This window comes from Croceibacterium ferulae (assembly GCF_003660445.1).
Taxonomy (GTDB): Bacteria; Pseudomonadota; Alphaproteobacteria; order Sphingomonadales; family Sphingomonadaceae; genus Croceibacterium; species Croceibacterium ferulae.
Genome location: NZ_QZVQ01000006.1, coordinates 43,749 through 66,018 on the forward strand (window position 1 = coordinate 43,749; position 22,270 = coordinate 66,018).

At 68.3% G+C, this 22,270-nt stretch carries 25 protein-coding genes and 2 pseudogenes; 13 read left to right on the forward strand and 14 right to left on the reverse strand.

All coding sequences use genetic code 11. From position 1 onward, the window contains the following. Positions 1–46 precede the first annotated feature (46 nt). The 5 genes from mutS to dksA form a co-directional block, all read right to left on the reverse strand. On the reverse strand, positions 47–2,644 hold the full coding sequence (gene mutS, locus D5S08_RS07680; protein ID WP_241557289.1) for a DNA mismatch repair protein MutS: 2,598 nt from the start codon (positions 2,642–2,644) through the stop codon (positions 47–49). Between the two features lie 38 nt (positions 2,645–2,682). Continuing rightward, positions 2,683–3,093 carry a DUF4112 domain-containing protein gene (locus D5S08_RS07685; protein ID WP_121117217.1) on the reverse strand — a complete coding sequence of 137 codons (411 nt, stop codon included), beginning with the start codon at positions 3,091–3,093 and terminating at the stop codon, positions 2,683–2,685. 5 nt (positions 3,094–3,098) lie between these two features. Next, positions 3,099–4,601, reverse strand: a complete 1,503-nt coding sequence (locus D5S08_RS07690) for an ABC transporter substrate-binding protein (RefSeq protein WP_121117219.1) — start codon at positions 4,599–4,601, stop codon at positions 3,099–3,101. Positions 4,602–4,679: 78 nt separating this feature from the next. After that, entirely contained in the window at positions 4,680–5,057 is a 378-nt protein-coding gene (locus D5S08_RS07695; protein WP_121117221.1) for a PilZ domain-containing protein, read from the reverse strand. Between the two features lie 208 nt (positions 5,058–5,265). Next, positions 5,266–5,724 carry an RNA polymerase-binding protein DksA gene (dksA, locus tag D5S08_RS07700; protein WP_121117223.1) on the reverse strand — a complete coding sequence of 153 codons (459 nt, stop codon included), beginning with the start codon at positions 5,722–5,724 and terminating at the stop codon, positions 5,266–5,268. 298 nt (positions 5,725–6,022) lie between these two features. Here dksA and D5S08_RS07705 point away from each other — a divergent pair, with 298 nt between their 5' ends. Both D5S08_RS07705 and D5S08_RS07710 read left to right on the forward strand, forming a co-directional pair. Beyond that, entirely contained in the window at positions 6,023–6,631 is a 609-nt protein-coding gene (locus D5S08_RS07705) for an HNH endonuclease (RefSeq protein ID WP_241557290.1), read from the forward strand. 71 nt (positions 6,632–6,702) lie between these two features. Then, complete coding sequence (locus tag D5S08_RS07710; RefSeq protein ID WP_121117227.1) at positions 6,703–8,967, forward strand: NADP-dependent malic enzyme; 2,265 nt, start codon at positions 6,703–6,705, stop codon at positions 8,965–8,967. An 18-nt stretch (positions 8,968–8,985) separates the two neighbouring features. Here D5S08_RS07710 and D5S08_RS07715 read toward each other — a convergent pair whose 3' ends face one another. After that, positions 8,986–9,765 carry a sulfite exporter TauE/SafE family protein gene (locus tag D5S08_RS07715; RefSeq protein WP_121117229.1) on the reverse strand — a complete coding sequence of 260 codons (780 nt, stop codon included), beginning with the start codon at positions 9,763–9,765 and terminating at the stop codon, positions 8,986–8,988. Positions 9,766–10,038: 273 nt separating this feature from the next. On the opposite strand from D5S08_RS07715, the gene D5S08_RS07720 reads away from it, so the two are divergent. From D5S08_RS07720 to D5S08_RS07735, 4 genes are read left to right on the forward strand one after another with little or no spacing between them, the layout of a single operon-like run. Next, the gene (locus tag D5S08_RS07720; protein ID WP_121117231.1) at positions 10,039–10,776 is read left to right on the forward strand and encodes an ABC transporter ATP-binding protein; all 738 of its coding nucleotides are present in this window, start codon (positions 10,039–10,041) and stop codon (positions 10,774–10,776) included. Continuing rightward, complete coding sequence (locus D5S08_RS07725) at positions 10,773–12,212, forward strand: ABC transporter permease (RefSeq protein WP_121117234.1); 1,440 nt, start codon at positions 10,773–10,775, stop codon at positions 12,210–12,212. Before D5S08_RS07720 ends, D5S08_RS07725 begins: the two co-directional genes overlap by 4 nt. Then, entirely contained in the window at positions 12,209–13,471 is a 1,263-nt protein-coding gene (locus tag D5S08_RS07730; RefSeq protein WP_121117236.1) for a DUF3526 domain-containing protein, read from the forward strand. Before D5S08_RS07725 ends, D5S08_RS07730 begins: the two co-directional genes overlap by 4 nt. Next, positions 13,464–14,153 (forward strand): class I SAM-dependent methyltransferase, encoded by a 690-nt coding sequence (locus D5S08_RS07735; protein ID WP_241557291.1) that lies wholly within the window; start codon positions 13,464–13,466, stop codon positions 14,151–14,153. Before D5S08_RS07730 ends, D5S08_RS07735 begins: the two co-directional genes overlap by 8 nt. A 7-nt stretch (positions 14,154–14,160) precedes the next feature. Here the strand turns inward: D5S08_RS07735 and trmB are convergent, their stop codons facing one another. Beyond that, the gene (gene trmB / locus D5S08_RS07740) at positions 14,161–14,859 is read right to left on the reverse strand and encodes a tRNA (guanine(46)-N(7))-methyltransferase TrmB (protein WP_121117635.1); all 699 of its coding nucleotides are present in this window, start codon (positions 14,857–14,859) and stop codon (positions 14,161–14,163) included. A 101-nt stretch (positions 14,860–14,960) separates the two neighbouring features. Between trmB and D5S08_RS17465 the strand changes: the two are divergent. Next, positions 14,961–15,182, forward strand: a pseudogene (locus tag D5S08_RS17465) (glutathione S-transferase N-terminal domain-containing protein); the annotation flags it as partial. 372 nt (positions 15,183–15,554) lie between these two features. Here the strand turns inward: D5S08_RS17465 and D5S08_RS17470 are convergent. Beyond that, positions 15,555–15,674: pseudogene (locus D5S08_RS17470) on the reverse strand (hypothetical protein); the annotation flags it as partial. Between the two features lie 121 nt (positions 15,675–15,795). On the opposite strand from D5S08_RS17470, the gene D5S08_RS07750 reads away from it, so the two are divergent. The 6 genes from D5S08_RS07750 to D5S08_RS07770 all read left to right on the forward strand — a co-directional run bounded on the left by D5S08_RS07750 (position 15,796) and on the right by D5S08_RS07770 (position 18,422). Beyond that, positions 15,796–16,008 carry a hypothetical protein gene (locus D5S08_RS07750; protein ID WP_121117242.1) on the forward strand — a complete coding sequence of 71 codons (213 nt, stop codon included), beginning with the start codon at positions 15,796–15,798 and terminating at the stop codon, positions 16,006–16,008. Further along, positions 16,005–16,304 carry an antitoxin Xre/MbcA/ParS toxin-binding domain-containing protein gene (locus D5S08_RS07755; RefSeq protein ID WP_121117244.1) on the forward strand — a complete coding sequence of 100 codons (300 nt, stop codon included), beginning with the start codon at positions 16,005–16,007 and terminating at the stop codon, positions 16,302–16,304. Before D5S08_RS07750 ends, D5S08_RS07755 begins: the two co-directional genes overlap by 4 nt. A gap of 1 nt (position 16,305) precedes the next feature. Further along, the gene (locus D5S08_RS07760; protein WP_162301941.1) at positions 16,306–16,623 is read left to right on the forward strand and encodes a DUF1508 domain-containing protein; all 318 of its coding nucleotides are present in this window, start codon (positions 16,306–16,308) and stop codon (positions 16,621–16,623) included. Between the two features lie 51 nt (positions 16,624–16,674). Beyond that, a complete protein-coding gene (locus D5S08_RS17330) occupies positions 16,675–16,806 on the forward strand; it encodes a hypothetical protein (protein WP_277750406.1) in 132 nt (43 codons plus the stop codon). Between the two features lie 123 nt (positions 16,807–16,929). Then, complete coding sequence (locus D5S08_RS07765; protein ID WP_121117248.1) at positions 16,930–17,343, forward strand: CopG family transcriptional regulator; 414 nt, start codon at positions 16,930–16,932, stop codon at positions 17,341–17,343. A 20-nt stretch (positions 17,344–17,363) separates the two neighbouring features. Next, positions 17,364–18,422: an extracellular catalytic domain type 1 short-chain-length polyhydroxyalkanoate depolymerase gene (locus D5S08_RS07770; RefSeq protein WP_121117637.1), complete on the forward strand. Its 1,059-nt coding sequence runs from the start codon at positions 17,364–17,366 to the stop codon at positions 18,420–18,422. A gap of 2 nt (positions 18,423–18,424) precedes the next feature. Here D5S08_RS07770 and ruvC read toward each other — a convergent pair whose 3' ends face one another. The 6 genes from ruvC to D5S08_RS07800 form a co-directional block, all read right to left on the reverse strand. Then, positions 18,425–18,901: a crossover junction endodeoxyribonuclease RuvC gene (gene ruvC, locus D5S08_RS07775; protein WP_121117250.1), complete on the reverse strand. Its 477-nt coding sequence runs from the start codon at positions 18,899–18,901 to the stop codon at positions 18,425–18,427. A 1-nt stretch (position 18,902) separates the two neighbouring features. Beyond that, a complete protein-coding gene (locus D5S08_RS07780; protein ID WP_121117252.1) occupies positions 18,903–19,646 on the reverse strand; it encodes a YebC/PmpR family DNA-binding transcriptional regulator in 744 nt (247 codons plus the stop codon). Between the two features lie 114 nt (positions 19,647–19,760). Then, positions 19,761–20,576, reverse strand: coding sequence for a S1/P1 nuclease (locus D5S08_RS07785; protein ID WP_241557292.1), 816 nt, complete (start codon positions 20,574–20,576; stop codon positions 19,761–19,763). A gap of 28 nt (positions 20,577–20,604) precedes the next feature. Continuing rightward, entirely contained in the window at positions 20,605–20,922 is a 318-nt protein-coding gene (locus D5S08_RS07790) for a heavy metal-binding domain-containing protein (protein ID WP_121117641.1), read from the reverse strand. Positions 20,923–20,986: 64 nt separating this feature from the next. After that, positions 20,987–21,868 carry an SDR family oxidoreductase gene (locus D5S08_RS07795; protein WP_121117254.1) on the reverse strand — a complete coding sequence of 294 codons (882 nt, stop codon included), beginning with the start codon at positions 21,866–21,868 and terminating at the stop codon, positions 20,987–20,989. Positions 21,869–21,944: 76 nt separating this feature from the next. Continuing rightward, positions 21,945–22,181, reverse strand: coding sequence for a DUF2312 domain-containing protein (locus D5S08_RS07800; RefSeq protein ID WP_121117256.1), 237 nt, complete (start codon positions 22,179–22,181; stop codon positions 21,945–21,947). Between the last annotated feature and the right edge of the window lie 89 nt (positions 22,182–22,270).

Here is a 22,270-nt window from a genome sequence, read left to right on the forward strand (position 1 = left end):
TGACGCGCATTGCCCGGCAATTGAGGAATATCAGTCCATAGGGAGGCTACTCGCCCGCCAGGCGCCGCAATTCGTATAGCAGATCCAGCGCGTCTCGCGGGGACAGGGTGTCGATGTCGAGCCCGGTCAGCCGTTCGCGCAGGGTATCCGACCGTTCCTCCGCCGCCTCCAGCGCCGCTGCGAACAGGGGCAGTTCACCCAGGCCCGCCGCCAGACCACCGGTTTCCGCGCGGCCTTTCTCCAGCCGCGCCAGCACGCCCTTGGCCCGTTTCAGGACCGGTGCGGGAACGCCCGCCAGCCGGGCCACGGCGATGCCGTAGGAGCGGTCCGCCGCGCCCTGCGCGACCTCGTGCAGCAGCACCAGATCGCCCTTCCATTCGCGCGCGCGCACATGATGCAGGCTCAGCGCCTCGCAACTTTCGGCCAGCCGCGCGAGTTCATGGTAGTGCGTGGCGAACAGGCAGCGGCTGCGATTGGTCGCATGGATCGCTTCGGCGACCGCCCAGGCCAGGGCCAGCCCGTCATAGGTCGATGTGCCGCGCCCGACCTCGTCCAGGATCACGAAGCTGCGCTCGGTCGCCTGCGCCAGGATGGCGGCGGTCTCCACCATTTCCACCATGAAGGTCGACCGGCCGCGCGCCAGATTGTCGGCCGCGCCCACCCGGCTGAACAGGCGGTCGATCAGGCCGATGCGGGCGGAGGATGCAGGCACGAAGCTGCCGGTATGGGCCAGCACCGCGATCAGCGCATTCTGCCGCAGGAAGGTGGACTTGCCGCCCATGTTCGGCCCGCCGATCAGCCACAGCCGGTCATCGGGCACCAGCTGGCAATCATTGGCGACGAACCGCTCCCCCGCCTTGGCCAGAGCGTCCTCCACCACCGGGTGCCGGCCGCCGATGATCGCCAGGCACGGCTCGTCCGCCAGCGTCGGCCGCGCCCAGCCGCCTTCCGCCGCGCGCTCGGCCAGACCGGCGGCGACGTCGATCCGGGCGAGGGCGGCCGCGGTGGCGGCAATCGCCTCGCGCGCGGCCGTGGCGCGTTCGATCAGCTCCTCGAAATGCGCCTCCTCCGCCGCCAGCGCGCGACCGCCGGCTTCCGCGATGCGGCTGGCTTCCTCGTGCAGGGTCAGCGAGTTGAAGCGCATGGCATTGGCGGTGGTCTGCCGGTGCGTGAAGCCGCCTTCGCCGTGCAGCAGTACCTCGCCATGCCGGGCCGGCACTTCGATGAAGTAGCCGAGCACACCATTGTGACGGATCTTCAGCGCGCCGATGCCGGTCTCCTCGCGGTAGCGGGCCTCCAGCGCGGCGATCGCGCGGCGGGCATCGCCCGATGTGTCGCGCAGGGCATCCAGCGCGATGTCGTAGCCCGGCGCGATGAAGCCGCCGCTGCCGCGCTCCGTCGGCGGCGTGGCCACCAGCGCGCGCGCCAGCAGGTCGGTCAGCGCATCATGCCCGCCCAGCGCCGGCAGCAATTGCCGCAGCAGCACCGGATGGTCCGGGCGTGGGCTCAGCAGCCCGGCAATCCAGGCGGATTCGCACAGGCCATCGCGCAACTGACCCAGATCGCGCGGAGAGCCGCGCCCGGCGACGATGCGGCCCAGCGCCCGGCCGATATCGGGCAGCGACCGCAGCGCGACGCGCAGGTCGGCGCGGATCAGCGGATCGGCATGGAACCAGTGCACCAGATCCAGCCGCGCCTCGATCCCCGGCCGCTGCGCCAGCGGGGCGGACAGATCATCGCACAGCAGCCGCGCGCCGGCGCCGGTGACGCAGCGGTCCAGCGTGGCGAGCAGCGATCCAGCCCGACCTCCACCCTGTGCCTCTGTCAGCTCCAGCGAAGCGCGCGTCGCCGCATCCATGAACAGCGTACCCGCGGCCGCCCGCGCGACCGGCGGCAGCAGCAGCGGCAGCGTGCCGCGCCCGACATGGTCGAGATAGGCCATCAGGCCACCCGCGGCGGCCAGCATTGGGCGGGTGAAGCTGCCCCAGCCGTCCAGCGTCGCCACCCCATGCGCCGTGCACAGCAGCCGCTCCCCGGTTTCGCTCGTGAAGCTGGTGCGCGGCCGGGCGATACTGCCGACAGGGGCATCTTCCATCCCCTCGGCCACCAGGATCTCGCTGGGCGCCAGGCGGGCGAGCGTGGCCGGCAGGTCGCCGGCGGCGCATTCCTCCAGCTCCATGCGACCGGTCGAGATGTCGATCCCGGCCAGCCCCACACGGTCCCGCATCGGCGCCAGCGCGAGCAGCAGGTTGGCCCGGCGCGGCTCCAGCAGGGATTCTTCCGTCAGCGTGCCGGCGGTGACGAAGCGGATGATCGCCCTTGCCACCAGCGCCTTCGATCCGCCGCGCTTCTTCGCCTCCTCCGGCGTTTCGACCTGTTCCGCGATCGCCACCCGGTTGCCCGCGCGGATCAGCCGGGCAAGGTAGCTTTCGGCCGAATGGACCGGCACGCCGCACATGGGGATCGGCGCGCCATCATGTTCGCCGCGCGTGGTCAGCGCGATGTCCAGCACCTGCGCCGCGATGCGCGCATCGTCGAAGAACAGTTCGAAGAAGTCGCCCATGCGATAGAACAGCAGGCAATCGCCGGCCTCCGCCTTCAGGGCGAGGTACTGGGCCATCATGGGGGTGGGGGTATCGGCCATCGCGTGCCGCTACAGGCTCGCACGCCTCTGCGAAAGGGTCAGCGCTGTTCGATGATCGGGTGATGCTTGTCGAGGTGCCGGCGGATGATGCGCAGGTTGCGGGTGTTGGACCGGAACATCCAGTCGAACAGGTCGCCTGCCACCGGCACGGCACCGACCACGGTGTCCACCGCCAGATTGCCGGCCATGCGCCCCAGCTGCCAGCGGGACATCCCCAGATTGCGCCCTTCCCAGATCAGGTACGACCCCATCGCGGCCGCGACCAGGTCACCCGCCACCGGCACCAGCCCGATGATCGCGTCCAGGCCGATCGGCCGGTTGATGCCGGGCACGGTGAAGGCGCGTTCCAGCAGGTGCTCCAGCGCCTCCACCCGGGCGCGCACCGCCTGCGGGTCGCGTCCGCCCAGAACATTCGGGCGGGGCATCGGGCGGGGGCGTTGGGGTTCCATGTTCCCTATCTGCTTATCTGCGCCAGCGGCGGCAAGGGGTGGAAGGCCCAGGCATTGGGCGTGAAGCCGGTAATGGTGCTGCGCACCTGGGCCCAGCGGATCGGATGGCCGAAGGGAATGTAGATATTCGCGGCCGCCAGCACCTGCTCCGCTTCGGCGAGCCGCCGGTTGCGCGTGTCGCTGTCCAGGGCCGTCTGGGCCTGTGCCACCAGCTCGTCCGCGGCGGAGACGCACATCCCGCCCGTGCGCTGCACGCGGCAGTCGAACTGATGCAGGAACCATTCCGGCGCCGCGAAGCGGGCAATGCGGTCCATCACCATCAGGTCGGCCGCCCGGTCATCCGGCGATACCCGTTCCAGCCGGATGCCCGCGGCAGCCAGTTGCCGGGCCAGCGTGTCGAACAGCCGGTCCAGCCCCGGGGCCCGCGCCAGGGCCAGGGTCAGGCGCGGGGGCTGCCCGCCATTGGCTGCGCTCCACCGGGCGACCCGAAGGGCCGCGGCGGCCTGCCGCTGTTCGATGGAGGCGCCGGCCCAGCGTTCGCCCACCAGGCCCGGATCGCCCGGCAGATCGGGCGCGACCATGCGGGTGGTGGGTGTCCAGCCACCGATGCCCAACGGTGCGATCAGGGCAGCGCGATCGATCGCCAGCGCCAGCGCCTCGCGCCCGGTTTCCGTCGCCAGCAGCCCTTCGGCCCGGCGCACATGCAGACCGAACAGGCCCAGCACCGGGTCCAGCCGCACGGTGCCGCGCGACAACGGGCCGGTATTCGCCAGCGGCCATTCGGCAAGGCCCGCGCCCAGCACCAGGTCGACCGAGCCTTCGTCGAATTCGGCCAGTGCCTGCCGGATGGTCAGCGGGCGCAGCAGCAGGGGGCGGACATGCTCCGTCCAGTCGGCCTGTTCGGGCAGGCCGCGCGCGGCCGGCGGGCGCATCACCAGCACGGCGGCGCGGCCCTGCTGCTCCAGCAGCATGTCGCCGGTGCCGCCGCCATCATGCACCAGCACCAGTTCGGGCTGGGCCAGCAGGTGCAGCAGATAGGGCATTGGCGCGGCCAGCCGGATCTCGATCACCCGCCCCGCCATGGCGCGCACCTCCGCCACCGGCGCCAGGTCGAGGCCCAGCGCGCTCCCGTCGAGACGGCGCATCGCGCTGCGCAGGCGCCGGCGCACGCTTTCGGCGGTCAGGTCGCTGCCATCCGGCCATTGCCCGTCGCGCAGGCGGAAGATGAAGGACAGCCCGTCTTCCGTCACGATCCAGCGATCGGCCAAGGCAGGCACGACCTCGCCCGCCGCATTCAGCGTCACCAGCCCCGTTTCCGTGGCGGCGCGCATGTGTGATGCGGCGGAGGTCAGCCGCAGATCGGTTGGCGGTTCGTCGCTGCCGATCGCTGCGCTGCCATCCACGAAGGCGATGTCCAGCGCGCCTTCCGCAGGCCCGCCGCATGCGGACAGCAGCGGCAGGGTCAGCGCCATCAGCAATGCGGGCAGGCAGGGGAGGGCAAGCGCCATGCGGTACCGCTTAAGCGGGCGTCGCACCCGGTTCAACCACGCGACACCGGCAGACGGGCACCAGACCGGCCCCGCGCGTCAGACGCGGCGCAGCTTGTTGGGGTCGATCGTGGGCGTGACGGGCGCGGGCGTGCGGGTGTAACGGGGGCTCTCCAGCTCGGCTGTCTTGCTGCCCACGGGCACGCGCACCACCGTGGGGTCGATCTCCTGCGCGAAGGCAATGCCGAAACGGCCGTCCTGCCGCCAGGCGACCGTGCCGCGCACCCAGCCCAGGGTGCGCAATTCCACACTGATGGCGGTGCCGCGCACAACATCGACCTGACCTTCCGCCATCATGCCACCGGCGGAAAGGTTGCGCACGCGGACCTGGTGTTCGCTGCCCTCTTCCTCCACGCGAAGGCGGGCGAGCAGGAACATGCTGTCGCGCTGTACCTGGCGTGTGTCGACGTTGGTCATACCGTTACATGCTCCCGTGCGCGCCCATCATGGAAGCCAGGCCGGGCTGAGCCTGCCCCCGTTCATCCCCGACGTTTCCGTGCGCCTCCCGCGCATTCTTGGCAGGGATATAGTTAACCTTTGCTCAAAGCACCATCCGGGGGGCGTGCGGATTGGACAGAACAACCGATATTGTGCCTTTTCTGGGCAAATAAAGAGGGGGCGCGGATCAATCGTCGCGGCTGATCTTCTCGCGTCGTTCATGTGCCTGTTGCGCTTCGACCGTCATGGTGGCGATCGGGCGTGCGATCAGCCGGTTGATGCCGATCGGTTCCCCCGTCACCTCGCACCAGCCATATTCGCCATCGTCGATCCGGCGCAGGGCGGAATCGATCTTGGCGATCAGCTTGCGTTGCCGGTCGCGCGTGCGCAGTTCGATGCCCCAGTCCGTCTCGCTGCTGGCGCGGTCGGTCAGGTCCGCTTCGCGCATGGGACCATCCTGCAGGGATTGCAGCGTGTTTTCGGACGCGCTCAGGATCGACCGCTTCCATTCCAGCAGCAGGACGCGGAAATAGTTCAGCTGCTGCGGCGACATGTATTCTTCGTGATCACCGGGCGCATAGTCCCGGTCCAAGGCGCGCTTGGCCTTGGCAAGAATGTCGATGTCGTCGCCCGATATCGAGGCCATTCGCGTGCACTCCGCCCAGCCTGCCGGCATGCCAGCTGCATGCCACTGCCGACCGGGGAGAAGGGCGTGCCCGCGACATGGCCCCGCCTGATCCCGTGCCCCGGCCGTGCAGGCTGGCGCGCCTATAAGCGGCGCACTTTGGCCGCACAAGCGGCAATGCAGGCCGGGCCGGGCCGGTATTTCCCCGGTCCAGCCTGTGGATAAACTGTTCACACCTTTGTGGATTGACGGTGTGTAACACCCTTGACGCTTTGCGGCGCAAATGGTCCTTTCAAGCCATCAGGGAGGACACCGTCTCGTGTTCAAGGCTGAACTGATCGACCGCACCCATGCGTCCCGCACGCCGCCGGACAGCCCGCCGCGTGCGCTGGAAAGCTGCCCGGCGCTGGTGCTGAACGCGGATTACACGCCGCTATCCTATTACCCGCTCAGCCTGTGGCCGTGGCAGACCGCGATCAAGGCGGTGTTCCTGGAACGGGTGGACATCGTCGCCTCTTACGACCGGCAGGTGCATTCCCCTTCGCTGGACATGAAGATCCCCAGCGTCATCGCGCTGCGGCAATTCGTGAAGCCGTCGGAATTTCCTGCGTTCACTCGGTTCAACCTGTTCCTGCGCGACCGGTTTGCCTGCCAATATTGCGGCAGCTCCAAACACCTGACCTTCGACCATGTGGTGCCGCGCCGGCTGGGCGGGCGCACGACGTGGGAGAATATCAGCACCGCCTGTGCCCCGTGCAACATGAAGAAGGGCGGCCGCACGCCGGCGCAGGCCGGCATGGCGCTGCGGATGCGCCCTCACCGACCCACCAGCTGGCAGCTGCAGCAGCATGGTCGATCCTTCCCGCCCGGCCACCTGCACGAAACCTGGCGCGACTGGTTGTACTGGGATGTGGAGCTGGAGGAATAGGATCCGGGCCTCAGCACCCTTTCCCCGGGCGGGCGGGCACGCTACGGACCTCGGGCGAATGGAGAACTGCCTTGCCCGACAACACCAATAACAGCTTCACCGCGCGCGAGGCGCTGTTCTACCATTCCACGATCCGGCCGGGCAAGATCGAGATCATCGCCAGCAAGCCGATGGCGACGCAGCGCGACCTGTCGCTCGCCTACTCCCCCGGCGTCGCCGTCCCGGTGGAGGCGATCGCGGCCGATCCGGCCTGCGCCGCGCTGTACACCGCCCGGTCCAATCTGGTGGCGGTGATCTCCAATGGCACGGCGATCCTGGGGCTGGGCAATCTGGGCGCGCTCGCCAGCAAGCCGGTGATGGAAGGCAAGGCCGTGCTGTTCAAGCGCTTCGCCGACGTGGATGCGATCGATATAGAGCTGGATACCGAGGATCCGGAGGCCTTCATCAACGCCGTCGCCCTGATGGAGCCGACCTTTGGCGGCATCAACCTGGAAGACATCAAGGCGCCCGAATGTTTCATCATCGAGCAGGCCCTGCGCGAGCGGATGAAGATCCCGGTGATGCACGATGACCAGCACGGCACCGCCATCATCGCCACCGCCGGCCTGCTGAACGCCTGCTACCTGACCGGGCGCGAGCTGAAGGACGTGAAGATGGTGGTGAACGGCGCCGGCGCCGCCGCCATCGCCTGTGCCGCGCTGATCAAGGCGATGGGCGTGCGGCACGAGAATGTCACCATGCTCGACCTCGATGGCGTGATCTATCGCGGTCGCACGCAGTCGATGGACCAGTGGAAGAGCGCGCACGCGATCGACACAGAAGCCCGTACGCTGGAGGAGGCGCTGGACGGCGCCGACATCTTCCTGGGTCTGTCCGCCGCCGGCGCGCTGAAGGCCGAATGGGTGGCCAGGATGGCGCCCAAGCCGATCATCTTCGCCATGGCCAATCCGGAACCGGAGATCCGGCCGGAAGCCGCCAAGGCCGTGCGCCCCGATGCGATCATCGCCACCGGCCGGTCGGACTATCCCAACCAGGTCAACAACGTGCTGGGGTTCCCCTTCATCTTCCGCGGCGCGCTGGACGTGCAGGCGACCACCATCAATGAAGAGATGAAGATCGCCGCGGCCGAAGCGATCGCCGCCCTGGCGCGCGACCAGGTGCCGGAGGAGGTCGCCGCCGCCTATGGCCGCAATCATCGCTTCGGCACGGAATACATCATCCCCGCGCCGTTCGATCCACGCCTGATGGAAACGGTCAGCGCGGCCGTCGCCAAGGCGGCGATGGACAGCGGCGTGGCCAAGGCCCCGATCGCCGATCTGGAAGCGTACAAGCACTCGTTGAAGGCGCGGCTGAACCCCACCACCTCCATCCTGACCAAGGTGTACGAGGATGCGCAGAAGAACCCCAAGCGGGTGATCTTCGCGGAGGCCGAGGAGGAGGTCGTGCTGCGCGCCGCCATCCAGTTCCGCGACTTCGGCTATGGTACGCCGGTGCTGGTCGGTCGCACGCAGGCGGTGCGCGACAAGCTGGTGGAGCTGGGCGTCGCCTATCCCGACCAGTTCGAGATCGAGAACAGCAACACCTCCATCCACGTGCCCGCCATGGTGGAGCATCTCTATGCCCGGCTGCAGCGCCGCGGCTACACCGAACGGGATGTGCGCCGACTGGTGAACCAGGACCGCAACGTCTTCGCCTCCGCCCTGGTGGCGCTGGGCGTGGGCGATGCCATGATCACCGGCACCACCCGACCTTTCGCGCAGACCATTCGCGAAGTGCAGCTGGTGCTGGATGCAAAGCCCGGGCACCTGCCTTTCGGCGTTCATGCGATGATCGGCAAGAACACCACCGTGTTCCTGGCCGACACCACCATCAACGAACGCCCCGATGCCGTGCAGCTGGCGCATATCGCGACGGAAACGGCCGCCTTCGCCCGGCGCATGGGCCATGAGCCGCGCGTGGCCTTCCTGTCCTATTCCACCTTCGGCAATCCGTCGGGCAAGTGGCTGGAAAGCATCCGGGATGCGGTGCACATCCTCGACAAGGAACAGCCCGGCTTCGAATATGAAGGCGAAATGGCACCCGATGCCGCGCTGAACCCGAAGGTCATGGCGCAATACCCGTTCAGCCGCCTGTCCGGCCCGGCCAACGTGCTGATCATGCCGGGCCTGCAATCGGCCAACCTGTCGGCCAAGCTGCTGCGTGAACTGGGCGGCAATGCCACGATCGGCCCGGTGCTGGTGGGCATGGAGAAGCCGGTGCAGATCGCCCCGATGACGGCCATCGCCCCTGATGTGCTGACCCTGGCGGTCCTGTCCGCCGCCGGCGTGGTGGGCTGATGCCCTGCTACAGCGCGCTCAGGCAGTGAGCGCGCTGTAGACGCCATATGCGCTGGTGAGCGTCAGGATGATGCCCACCAGCACCATCAGCTTCTTGGCCGGCACGCGCTTCGCCACCAAGGCGCCGAACGGTGCCGCCACGACCCCGCCGATCAGCAGGCCGGCCACCGGGTTCAGGAAGGCAGCATCGAAGCCTTCGGTGCCCAGGTGGAACAGGAAGCTGGCCGAGATCGTGACGGTCAGGAAGAATTCGGTCGCATTGACCGTGCCGATCGTGGTGCGCGGCGGCGATCCCTGGATCAGCAGGTTGGACGTGACCACCGGGCCCCAGCCGCCGCCGCCCGCCGCATCCAGGAACCCGCCCGCCAGCCCCAGCGGCTCCACGATGCGTGGCTCCTTGGGCTTCAGCGGGAAACCCAGCCCGCGGTACAGCAGATACAGGCCGATCGCCGTCAGATAGGCCATGATGAACGGTCGGGTGACAGACGCGTCGAGCGAGGTCAGCACATAGGCGCCCAGTGCGCCGCCGATCACACCGGGGATCAGCAGCCGGCCGAACAGCTTCCAGTTGATGTTGCGGTGCAGGGCATGGCTGATGCCCGACACGCCCGTGGTGAAGGTTTCCACGATATGCGTGCCGGCAGATGCCGTGGCCGGCGGCACGCCCAGCACGCTGATCAGCAGCGTGGAAGAGATCACGCCAAACGCCATGCCGAGCGCGCCATCCACGATCTGGGCGGCAAAGCCGACCGCGATGAAAGGCAGCAGGGTCGAGAAATCGAGAGCGCTAAGGTCCATTGTCTACCAAACCGGTTGTTTGAGCCTGTGTGATGACCGGGTCGCGGGTGTGGAAGGAAGTTTTTCTTGGGACCATGCGCGGGAACGAAACGAACGGGCTTGCAGATAGAGGGGCAACCGACAGCCGCTGTAGACGCGAGCGATGGTGCTGCTCCGGATCTCCGCAGGCGCTTTTTCAGCTGTACTCCGCCCTCCTGCTGGCGCCGTATAGATGTTGCAACATATCCCGTTTTCCGTCAGATGCGCGCCCGCGCCCTGTAACAGAGAGCCGTCATGACCGAACCCGCCGCGCCGATCCTGATCGAGAACCTGCAACTCGCCTATGGCGCAAACCGGGTGCTGGACGGCATGTCGCTCAGCGTGCCGGCGGGCAGCATCACAGCGTTGCTGGGCGGGAATGGCGCGGGCAAGTCCAGCACGCTGGCCGCGTTGCTGGGCTTCGTGCGGGCGGAAAGCGGGACCATTGCGGTGAACGGGATCGATCCCGGTGCCCGCCCCGACGTGGCACGACGGCAGATCGCCTATCTCCCCGAAAACGTCGCGCTGTACGAACATCTGACCGCGGTGGAGAATGCGCAATATCTGCTGGCCCTGTCGGGCGAACGGCATGGCCGCGATGCCGTTGGCGATGCGCTGGCGGCGGCCGGCTTGCAGGAAAGCGCCTGGGATCAGCGGCTGGGCGGTTTTTCCAAGGGGATGCGGCAGAAGGTCGCCATCGCCGTCGCGCTGCTGCGCCGGGTGCCGGTGCTGCTGCTGGATGAACCGACATCGGGTCTGGACCCGCGCGCCACTGCCGACTTCAACCTGCTGGTCGGCGCGGTGCGCGCCCGGGGAGCCGCCGTGCTGATGGTGACGCATGACCTGCTTTCCGCCGCTGACGTGGCCGACCGGATCGCCTTCCTGGAAGCTGGCCGGGTGGCACATGATGTCGCCGCCAGCGGCCCTGACCGGTTCGACGTGCGCGCGCTGCATGCCCGCTTCCAGACCGGCGGGCGGCAGGTGGCGGCATGAGCCGGGTCCGCCTGATCGCGCGGGACGAGCTGCGCCTGATGGCGCGCAACCGCGTGGCGGTGATCGCCTTCGTGCTGCTGGTGCTGCTGACCCTGGTGGCCGTCGCCAGCAGCTGGGCGCACCAGCGCACCAGTGCCGATCTGCGCGCCCGCCATGCCGCGGCGGCGGAGGAGGCGTTCGATGCGCAGCCCGACCGCCATCCGCATCGCGTGGTGCATTACGGGCACTTCATCTTCCGTCCGCTGGGGCCGCTGGCGGCGTTCGACCCGGGGGTGGACAGCTTCACCGGCAACAGCATGTTCCTGGAAGGGCACCGGCAGAACACCGCCAATTTCGGCGATGTGCGGCAAAGTTCGCTCCTGGTCCGCTTCGGCCAGCTGACGCCCGCCTTCGTGCTGCAGGTGGTCGCGCCGTTGCTGCTGGTCTTCCTAGGCTATGGCGCACTGGCGCGGGAGAGCGAGCGCGGCACGCTGCGCCTGCTGATGCTGGGGGGCGCCAGCCGGGGGCAGGTGGTGCGCGGCAAGCTGCTGGCGCTGGGCGCGGTGGCGGTGCTGGCGGGATTGCCGGCGATGATCGGCTTCGCACTGATCGCCGGGCAGCCGGGTGCGCTGGCCCTGCCGATGCTGACCATCGCGACCGGGTATCTCGCCTATCTGGCGCTGTGGGTGGTGCTGGTCCTGGCGGTATCCGCGCTGGTGCGTCGCAGCCGTGATGCGCTGCTGGCTCTGGTGGCGCTGTGGGCGATCACCGTGGTGCTGCTGCCCCGCATCGTGCCCGACATGGCGGGCGCGGCCGTGCCGCTGCAGAACCGGCTGCAGACCGATGTCGCGATCGGCCGCGACCTCAGGCAGATGGGCGACAGCCACAATCCCGGCGACCCGCATTTTGCCGAATTCAAGCAAAGCGTGCTGGACCGATACGGCGTGAGCCGGGTCGAGGATCTGCCCGTGAACTACAAGGGCGTGATGGCGCTGGAGGGTGAACGCATGACCAGCGAGCTGTTCGACCGCTATGCGGGTGCCAGCTATGCCGCGCAGGAGCGGCAGAACGATCTGGTACGGACGGCCGGCATCCTCAGCCCCGCCATCGCCATCCGCGACCTGTCCATGGCGGCGGCGGGCACCGATTTCGCCGGTCATCGGCGCTTCCTGGAACAGGCCGAGGCCTACCGCTACACGCTGGTGCAGCGGCTGAACCGGCTGCAGGCCGAAGGGGTGGCCTATGCGGACGACGTCGCGGTCGATCCCGGGGCCGACCGCCGCAAGCGGGTGGATGCGGGCAATTGGGATGCCATGCCCGATTTCCGGTTCGATGCGCCCGATGGCGACACCCTGGTCCGCGCAGCCATGCCCGGCCTGCTGATCGTCGCCGGCTGGCTGGGCGTCGCCGCCCTGCTGCTCGCCTTCGCCACCCGCCGGCTGGGAGACCGTCGATGAGCCTGCTGCTGCACGAAGTCCGCCTGCTGCTGCGCCAGCGGCTGACGATGATCGCGCTGGCGCTGCTGGCGGTGCTGACCGTCGCCGCCCTTGTTACCGGCATGGCGGAGGTCGATCGCCAGCGTGCCGCCATCGCCGCGGTTCCGGCCGCGCAGGCGGAGGATATCGGCGCGGTCGCCGATTACGTGCTGCGGACGGAGGATGCCGGCAGCGCGGCCTATTACTCCTTCCATCCCACCTGGGATGCGCCGGGGCCGCTGGCATTCGCCGCGCTGGGCATGCGCGATGTGGCGCCCTTCATCCTGCGCGTCCGGTCGCTGGGGCTGGAGGCGCAGATCTATGATGGCGACACCTTCAACCCCGAACTGGCGCTGCCCGGCCGGTTCGACTGGGCCTTTGTGCTGGTGTTCCTGGCGCCCCTGTTCGTCATCGCCCTGTTCCACGATCTTGTCTCGGCAGAGCGGGAGGCGGGGCGGCAGCGCACGCTGGAGGCGTTGCCCCATGGCGGTGCAGCGCTGTGGCGGCGGCGCAGGCTGCTGCGCCTCGTATTGCTGTGGACCATCCTGGGCGTGCCCTTCGCCATTGCCGCCATCCTGGAGGGTGCCGGCGCGGGTATGATCGGAACCGTCCTGCTGCTGATCGGCGCGTATCTGCTGTTCTGGATCGGCTTGGCGGCGCTGATCGGGCGGCTGCGATGGAGTTCGACGGCCAATGCCGCCTCGCTGGCCGGCTTGTGGCTGGTGCTGGTACTGATCGTACCGACGCTGGCGCATGTCGTGATCAACCGCGCCGTTCCGGTGGCGCAGGGGGCGGAGATCGCGCTGGCCCAGCGGGAGGCCGTCAACGGCGCCTGGGACATTCCCCGGCAGGACACGATGGACCGGTTCTACGCCAACCATCCCGAATGGGCCGGCTCCGCGCCGCTGGGGCCGGAGTTCCATTACAAATGGTACCTCGCCTTCCACCAGAACGGGGACGAGAGCGTCGCGCCGCAGGTGCAGGCCTACCGCGCCGGGCTGGAAGGACGCGACGCCGCGGCCCGGGCGCTTGGCTGGGTGCTGCCACCGGTCGGCGTGCAGGCGCTGCTGACCCGGCTGGCTGATACCGACCTGACCGCGCAGCTCGACTACCAGGACCGCATCCGCGCCTTTCACGAGCGCTTGCGGAATTTCTATTATGGCTACCTGTTCACCGACCGGCCGTTCACGGCGCGCGATTTCGAACAGGCCCCCGCATGGAAGGATATGCCCGGTGACTGAGAACCCGTTCATCGCCTCCTTCCAGGATCCCGAACGCATCGCCGACCACCCGGACGGTCCGCGTCGGTTCGCGCCGGGGTTCGAGGCGATGCACCGCATGACCGTGATCCTGCTGGCCGAGCGGGCAGGGCCGCAGGCGCATGTGCTGGTGCTGGGTGCTGGCGGGGGGCTGGAGCTGACCGCCCTGGCGCAGGCACAGCCCGGCTGGCGCTTCACCGGCGTCGACCCCGCCGCGCCGATGCTGGATCTCGCCCGTCGCACAATGGGCGCGGATGCCGATCGCGCGGAGCTGGTGGAAGGTACGATCGAGGCGGCCCCGGCCGGTCCGTTCGATGCCGCCACCTGCCTGCTGACGCTGCACTTCCTCCAGCGGGAGGAGCGCACCGCCACACTGCGCCAGATGCATGACCGGCTGCGCCCCGGTGCGCCGCTGGTCGTGGTCCATGCCAGCTTCCCGCAGGACGAGCCCGCCCGTTCCCGCTGGCTGGACCGCTACGCCGCCTATGCCGTCGCTTCTGGTGTCGATCCCGAGGTGGCCGAACAGGCGCGCGCCGCTGTCAGCGCCACCTTGCCGGCGATGGAGCCGGCGGATGACGAGGCCTGCTTGCGCGAGGCGGGCTTCAGCGATGTCGAGCTGTTCTATGCGGCCTTCACATGGCGCGGCTGGGTGGCAACCGCCTGATCCCGCACTACTTGCGGCGGTAGCGGAAGTACCAGACTTCGTGCCCCTGCAGCCTCGCCTTGGCTTCGTAGCGGGTTTCGCACCAGCCGCCGGGGCGCTGCTGGAAGCTCTGCGGGCCTTCCGCCAGCCATTCGAACTGGTGCCAGTGCCGCCGCATCACCATCAGCGCATGGCGCAGATAGACCGGGTGATCGGTGCCGAAGCGGAACTCGCCGCCCGGCCGCAGCTTGGCGGCGATCAGGTCCAGCGGGCCGTCATTCATCATCCGCCGCTTGGCATGGCGCGCCTTGGGCCACGGGTCGGGATGCAGCAGATAGGCGAAGGACAGCGCGCCATCGGGGATGCGCGCCAGCACCTCCAGCGCATCGCCATGATGCAGCCGCACATTGGCCAGCGCGCCGTCCTCCACATGGCCCAGTGCGGCGGCGACGCCGTTCAGGAACGGCTCCGCCCCGATGAAGCGATGATCGGGCAGCAGGTCGGCGCGATAGGCCATGTGCTCGCCCGCGCCGAAGCCGATCTCGAAATGCAGCGGGCCGTCGCTGCCGAACAGCGCCTCCGCCGTCACCGGCCCTTCCGCCGGCACCGCCAGCCGGGGCAGCAGCGTTTCCACCAGCTGCTGCTGCCGGTCGCGTAGCGCCTTGCCCTTGGATCGGCCGTAAAGGCGGTTCAGCGTGGTGGGGTCACCGGATTTGTAGGCAGTCATGGCGCGGGTGCCGGTAACGGCCCGCATCGACACAGGCAAGCACCGCCATGTTCGGCCAAGATGCTGGCGCCGCGCCGCACTTCATGGCAGGAGCGGCGCCTATGTGGCAGCTGTTTGCCTTTCCCCTGTGCCCCTTCAGCCGCAAGGTCCGCCTGGCCTTGAGCGAGAAGGGCGTCGCTTACGAGATCGTGCGGGAACATCCGTGGGATCCGTCGGACCTGTTCGGCCATGTGAACCATGCCCGGCGGACCCCCGCGCTGTGGCTGGAGGAGAAGAACCTGGCGCTGGCCGACAGCCAGGCAATCTGCGAGTATTTCGAGGAGACGGTGGAGCGCAGCCCGCTGATCCTGGGCACCGCCGCCGCCCGGGCGGAGATCCGCCGGCTGGTGGCGCTGTTCGACGAGGTGCTGTTCGCCGATGTCGTCCATCCGCTGCTGCACGAGAAGATGACCAAGCGGATCGTGCTGCGCCAGCCATGCGATTCCCAGGCATTGCGCCAGGCCATGCGCGCGGCGCACGAACATCTCGATTATATCGACTGGCTGGTCGACACGCGCCGCTGGCTGGCGGGCGCGCAGCTCAGCCTGGCCGACTTCGCCGCCGCCGCGCAGCTGTCCGTCGCCGATTATCTCGGCGGGCTGGACTGGTCCGGGCATGACGGCGCGCATGGCTGGTACCGCGTGATCAAGAGCCGCCCCAGCTTCCGGCCATTGCTGCTGGAGAAGATGGAAGGCGTGCCGGGGGCCAGCCACTACGCCGACGTGAACGCCTGAAGCAGACGTCCTCCGTCGCCGCCGGACAATCGGTGCGGGCACCGGCCAGCCGCTTACAATCGACCCTGATCAATGCTATATAAAAGCCATCGCAGGTAAACGCTCGTGTAGGCGCCTGCGGCTGAGAGACACGTCGTGCTCCCGCTTACGTCGAGGAGCCCACATGGACCTGAACCAGCTATATTTCGACCATCAGCTTCTGCTGATCAGGGCCGGCGAGTCCGCCGCTCGCACCGGGCGCAACGCGTGCCAGATCAATGCGTCGCAAGTCGCGGCCCGGATCGGCTGCATGCAGCGCGGGCTTGGTGCCGGGGCGGCATCCGCCTGGGAGACGCTCGCGGGCAGCGCGCTGCGCCAGCAAGGCTGTGCGTCATGAGCGAACCCTCCGAAACCCTCGATTCCCCTGCGGCCGCCGCCCCGCGCCGCGGGCCCGTGCGCTTCCGTCGGGCAGACGCCCCGCGCCTGGGGGCCGATGATGCACGCCGGCAGGGCGACATCACCCGCCTGGCATTCCAACGGCTGGGCCGGGAGGGCGCGATCAGCTTTCTTAACACCGACAATGCCGAACTCGGTACCCGCCCGCTGGATCTCGCGACCTCCAGCGCCACAGGCTTCGCCAGCGTGGAGGCAGCCATCGGCCGCCTGTCCGCGACACCTTCCGGGGAGGTCTGAGATGGGTTTTGACACCAATGTGACCCGCGCGTCATCCTCCGCGGACCGGCACTTCCTGGCGCAGAGCGGCCTTGGCTACGCGTCCAACGATCTCCTCCCCATCGAGATTGCGGAAGCACGGCAGAACCATTTCGCGATCTTCCGGGTCGAGTCCGTCAGCCTGACCTCCACCCAGTTCTCCGGTGGCGACTGGCGCTGGCGCCTGTCTGATCCGGACGGGACCGTGCTGGTCGAAGCGGGCGGCTATCGCAGCGAGGCGCATTGCCGCGAGGCAGTCGCCATACTGCAGGCGCGCGCGGCGCGGGCGACCGTCGCCTGAGGGTGCAGGCGCCGAGTACCAGAACGATCATCACGGTGCAGGAGACAGGTCTTGGCTAAAGGTCAGAAGAAATCGAATCGTGAAGTCCGCAAGCCCAAGGCGGAAAAGCCGAAGGTCAACGCGTCCGAGCCGACGCAGAAGCCCGGCACGGTGCGGGGTCTGGAAAACTTCCGCAACAAATAAGCTGGTGCGGGCCGCCGCCTGATTGGCGCCCGCGAACATAATTGCTGCACCTGCGAACACGCACCTTGTAACCACCTCCCTAGCCATCCACATACCATCCAGACGGATGGTAAGGATGATCGGATGGGAACAGTGCAGGAGCTTCGGCCCAAGGCTGACAGCGAAAAGATCACGATAAATCTCGGCTATGTCGATCTGGGGCATGTCGATCTGCTGGTGCGGGACGGGTTCTACTCGAACCGCTCCGATTTCATCCGCACCGCCGTCCGCAACCAGCTGGAACGGCATCGCGAGGCGGCGGAGAAGTCCACCACGCGCAAGCAGCTGGACCTCGGCATCAGCCATTTCACTCGCGCGCAGCTGGAAGCCGTTCGCGATGCGGGCGAGGCGCTCGACATCCGGGTGCTGGGGCTCGCCACCATTGACCCCGACGTTTCTCCCGAGCTCGCCCGCGCGGCGATCGCATCTCTTACCGTCCTGGGGGCGTTCCACGCCAGCGCTGCCGTCAAGGCCGCGCTGGCCGATCGCCTGCAGTGACCGCATCCAAGGACACCGAGATGAACTCTTCGATGGCAGAGGCGCTGCGCCTCACCCGTTCAGGCAAGCTGATGGAGGCGACCGCGGTGCTGCAGGGCAGGCCAGCCGCAGGCGACTCATCCGCCAGCCCGCCGCCCCGTGGCGTGGCAAGCGGACTGATCGACCTTGTGTCGGACGGCGGCGTCTGGCGCGCAAGGCCCACCTCCGCGGCAAGCTCCGCAAGTGGCGGCGCCACGGGACATGGCAGCTTCGAAGAACTGACCTACCGGGGGCAAGAAGGCACGATCAGCTACAGCTTGTACCGCCCGGTCGAAGCCGCACCCGGCATGCCGCTGGTGGTCATGCTGCACGGTTGCACGCAGTCGCCGGAGGACTTCGCCCGCGGGACCGGCATGAACGCCCTGGCGGACGAGCTGGGCTTCCTTGTCGCCTATCCTCGCCAGAGCCAGAGCGCCAATGCGCAGAAATGCTGGAACTGGTTCAAGCCCGGCGACCAGCAGCGCGACCGGGGCGAGCCGGCCCTGCTGGCGGGCATCACGCGCGCCGTGATTGCCGAGCACGGGATCGACCCTGCGCGTGTCTATGTCGCCGGCCTGTCCGCCGGCGGAGCGGCGGCGGCGATCATGGCGGCCGAGTACCCCGACCTGTTCGCGGCGGTCGGCATCCATTCCGGCCTCGCCTGCGGCGCGGCGCAGGATCTGCCCAGCGCCATGATGGCGATGAAGCGCGGCGGAACGGCGCGGACCGGCGGGCGCTTCGTCCCGGTCATCACCTTCCATGGTGATCGCGACAACACCGTCAGCGAGGTGAACAGCCAGCAGATCATCGCCGCCGCCTCCGCCGCCGCGGGTGTGCCGCTGGATGTCACCGTGGTGGAGGGGCGCAGCCCGTCGGGCCGCCGCTTTACCCGCAAGGTGAGCACCAATCCGGCCGGCGCGGAGCTGATCGAGCAGTGGACGATCGAGGGTTCCGGCCATGCCTGGTCCGGCGGTGATGCGGCCGGCTCCTACACCGACCCGAGCGGACCCGAAGCCTCACGCGAGATGATGCGCTTCTTCCTGACGCAACGCCGCGGCTGAGCTTACCATCGCGGCGGCAGCTGTGCCGCCGTGATGGCCACGGCCAGCGCGTCGGCCGCGTCAGCGCCGGCAATGGCCGCGCCGGGCAACAGCACGCGCAGCATCGCCTGCACCTGCGCCTTTTCCGCCGCGCCGGTGCCGACCACCGCCTGCTTGACGCTGCGGGCCGCATGTTCGGTGACGGGCAGGGCGGCCGCGCCGCAAGCGGCCAGCACCACGCCGCGCGCCTGCGCCAGCTTGATGGTGGATTGCCCGTTCTTGTTCACGAACACCTCTTCCACCGCGGCGCGGTCGGGCCCGTGCTGCGCGATCACGGCAGCGATCGCGGCATGGAGCGCGGCCAGCCGCTCGGCCAGCGGGGTGCCCGTCCTGCTGGGCACCTGACCGTTCGCCACATGGCTGAGGCGCGACCCCTCGCAGCGCACCAGCCCCCAGCCGGTGCAGGACAGCGACGGGTCGAGGCCCAGGATCAGCGGCAATTTACGACAGGGTCTCCATCACCTCGTCGGAGATTTCGTAATTGCCCCACACGGTCTGGACGTCATCGTCCTCCTCCAGCGCGTCGATCAGCTTCATCAGCGTGCCGGCATCGTCTTCCGCCACATCGACGCTGAGCCCGGGCTTCCACGCCAGCTTGACGCTTTCCGGCTCGCCCAGCGCCTTTTCCAGCGCCCCGGCCACTTCGTGCAGCGATTCCATTGCGGTCCAGATCGTGTGGCCGTCCTCGCTGCTTTCCACATCGTCGGCGCCCGCCTCGATCGCGGCTTCGAGCACCTGCTCCTCGCCACCGGCGCCTGCCGGGTACTCGATCAGGCCCTTGCGCTCGAACCCATGGGCCACGGCGCCCGATGCGGCCAGGTTGCCGCCATTCTTGCTGAAGGCGGTGCGCACATTGGTGGCGGTGCGGTTGCGATTGTCGGTCAGCGCCTCGACAATGATGGCGACGCCGCCCGGGCCATAGCCTTCGTAGCGGATCTCCTCGTAGTCCTCGCCCCCGGCGGCGGCGGCCTTGTCGATCGCCCGCTGGATGTTGTCCTTGGGCATGGACACCGCCTTGGCGTTGTTCACCGCCAGGCGCAGGCGCGGGTTCATGTCTGGATCGGGCATGCCCGACTTCGCTGCCACGGTGATTTCGCGGCTGAGCTTGGAGAACTGGGCAGAGCGCTTTTTGTCCTGCGCGCCCTTGCGGTGCATGATGTTCTTGAACTTGGAATGGCCGGCCATGGGATCCCCGGTTTGATGCTTGGCGGGCGCCCCTGACAGGGCCCCGAAGCGCAGGCCCTTACACCTGACAGGCGCGGGAGGGCAACCGGTGGCCCGGTCGCGGCATGCCGGCGATCACTTGCCGCCCGCGCAATGGCCGAAAGTCGCGTCGAGATAGCTGGCGAGGCGCAGGCCCGCCTTGGTCAGCTGCTGATGCACCAGCGGGCGCGCGCGGAAGATGTAGGCGCTGTCGATCGCCCGCTGCCCGGTGGCCGGGGTTTCTGCCGGATAGATCTGGCCATGCAGGCCACGCGACTCGTCCGCCCAGGCAACCGGATCGGTGCCGGACCAGGCGATGGCCTGCTCGCTGGTGATGGTGCGTTCCAGGAAATCGGCCCATTCGGAGTAGGACATCTGCTCCTGGTCGATCAGCACGCTGTCCCACAATGCGTGGAGGTTCACCTCTCCGTCGCGGGTGGTGACGATCACGTCATTGCCGCCCCTGTCCGTCGCATTGCCGGCATGCAGCGGCTGGTTCAGGTCGCCCACGAAATGCACGATCATGCGCAAGGCGGCGCGGCGATCCTCCAGCGGAGCGGATTGGTCCAGCACCGTCGCGCGGGACTGTGCCAGGGCCGCGACGGCATCGCCTTCCGCCGGCGCACCGACTTGCGCGTAGCTCTGCCCGTCGGGGATGGTCACGAAATGCCAGGGGAAGGTCCGGTCGTGCCAGTACGGGTCCGGCGACAGGCGCATGTAATCGGGCCAGTTGGCAGCATCGGGCAGGGTTTCGGTGCCCAGCAGGTCGCGGATCTCCAGCCGGGTCTGCCCGCAGATGAACCGGTCCGCCAGTTCGGCCGCGACCCTGTGCCCGGTGGGCCCCCAGGCGTGTGCGGTGGCGGGCAGTACCAGCGCGACCGCCGCGCACAGGGCAGGGATAAGGCGCATCATTGTCGGCTCCTGAAGTAGGTAGGCAGGTTCAGAGTCTGACGGCGGTACCGCTGGCGCTGACCATCAGCATGGAGCCCGTATCGCCGATCACCTCATAATCAAGGTCCACGCCGACCACCGCATTGGCGCCCAGCCGCCGGGCTTCCTCCTGCAACTCGGCGATCGCCTGCTCCCGCGCATCCTTCAGCACCCGTTCGTAGGAGCCCGCCCGCCCGCCCACGATGTCGCGGATGCTGGCGAACAGGTCGCGAAACATGTTGGCGCCGATGATCGCCTCCCCGGTGACCACGCCCAGATAGTCGCGCACCGGGCGCCCTTCGACGGTGGGCGTGGTGGTGACGATCATGCCTGACTGGCTGCCGCCGCCGCCTTCGTCGCGCTCGTCCCGGCCGCTACCGGTGGCCCAGGGACTAGCCATTGATCACGCTCCCGCCATTGGGGTGCAGCACCTGTCCCGACATGTAGCTGGAATCCTCGCACGCCAGGAACAGGAAGGCCGGCGCTACCTCGTTCGGCTGGCCGGCCCGGCCCATCGGCGTGTTCTGGCCAAAGGTCGGGATCTTCTCCGCCGGGGCACCGCCGGACGGATTCAGTGGGGTCCAGATCGGGCCGGGCGCCACGGCGTTCACGCGGATGCCTTCGCTCACCAAGTTCTCCGACAGCGATCGGGTAAACGCGGTGATCGCGCCCTTGGTGCTGGAATAGTCCAGCAGGCCGGCGCTGCCCTGGTACATGGTGACGCTGGTGCAGTTCACGACCGTCGCGCCGCTCTTCAAGTGGGGGCGGGCGGCCTGTACCATGTAGAACATGGAAAAGATGTTGGTCTGGAACGTGCGCTGCAGCTGTTCCGGCGTGATGTCGGTGATGTCCTTGTCGGGGTGCTGTTCCCCGGCATTGTTGACCAGCACGTCCAGCCGGCCCCAGCGGTCGATCACCGCGCGGACGAAGCCGCTGGCATGACGCTGATCGCCCAGATCGCCGGCCGACAGCATGACCTCCGCCCCCTCGGCCTTGCACAAGGCTTCCGTGTGGTGGGCGTCGTCATGCTCGTTGAGATAGGCGATGGCGACGTTGGCACCCTCCCGCGCGAACAGGATGGCCACCGCCCGGCCGATGCCCGAATCACCGCCGGTGACGATCGCCACCTTGCCCCGCAACCGGCCGGAGCCGGCGAAGCGGGGCATGAACTGGGGCTTGGGATGCAGGTCACTCTCGTGCCCCGGCATGCCCGGCTCTTCGGGGATAGGGTTGATATAGGCCTGGTCGGTGACGGGCGGCTGGGGTGTGCTCATGGCGGCGGCTCCGTGGCGGGAAAAGGATCGTTGCCCTTTCAAACCAATGCCGCGCGCCAAGCGTTCCGATCCGGCTTCAGCCCAGGCCCAGGGCCGTCTTGTAGGTGTCCAGCACCATTTCCATTTCGCGGCGGTCATCGGGCTTCATCTTCCGCAGCCGCACGATCTGGCGCATGATCTTGGCGTCGTAGCCCACGGCCTTCGCTTCGGCATAGACGTCGCGGATGTCGTCGCTGATGCCCTTTTTCTCTTCCTCCAGGCGCTCCACCCGCTCGATCAGCAGGCGCAGGCGGTCGTCGGTGGTTTCGGCCATGGGGGAACACTCCGGTAAGATGGCATGAACAGATTCGCGGGAAGGCGCGGCTGATAGCCAGCAAGTGCCTGCCGGTGAAGGGGGTTAGG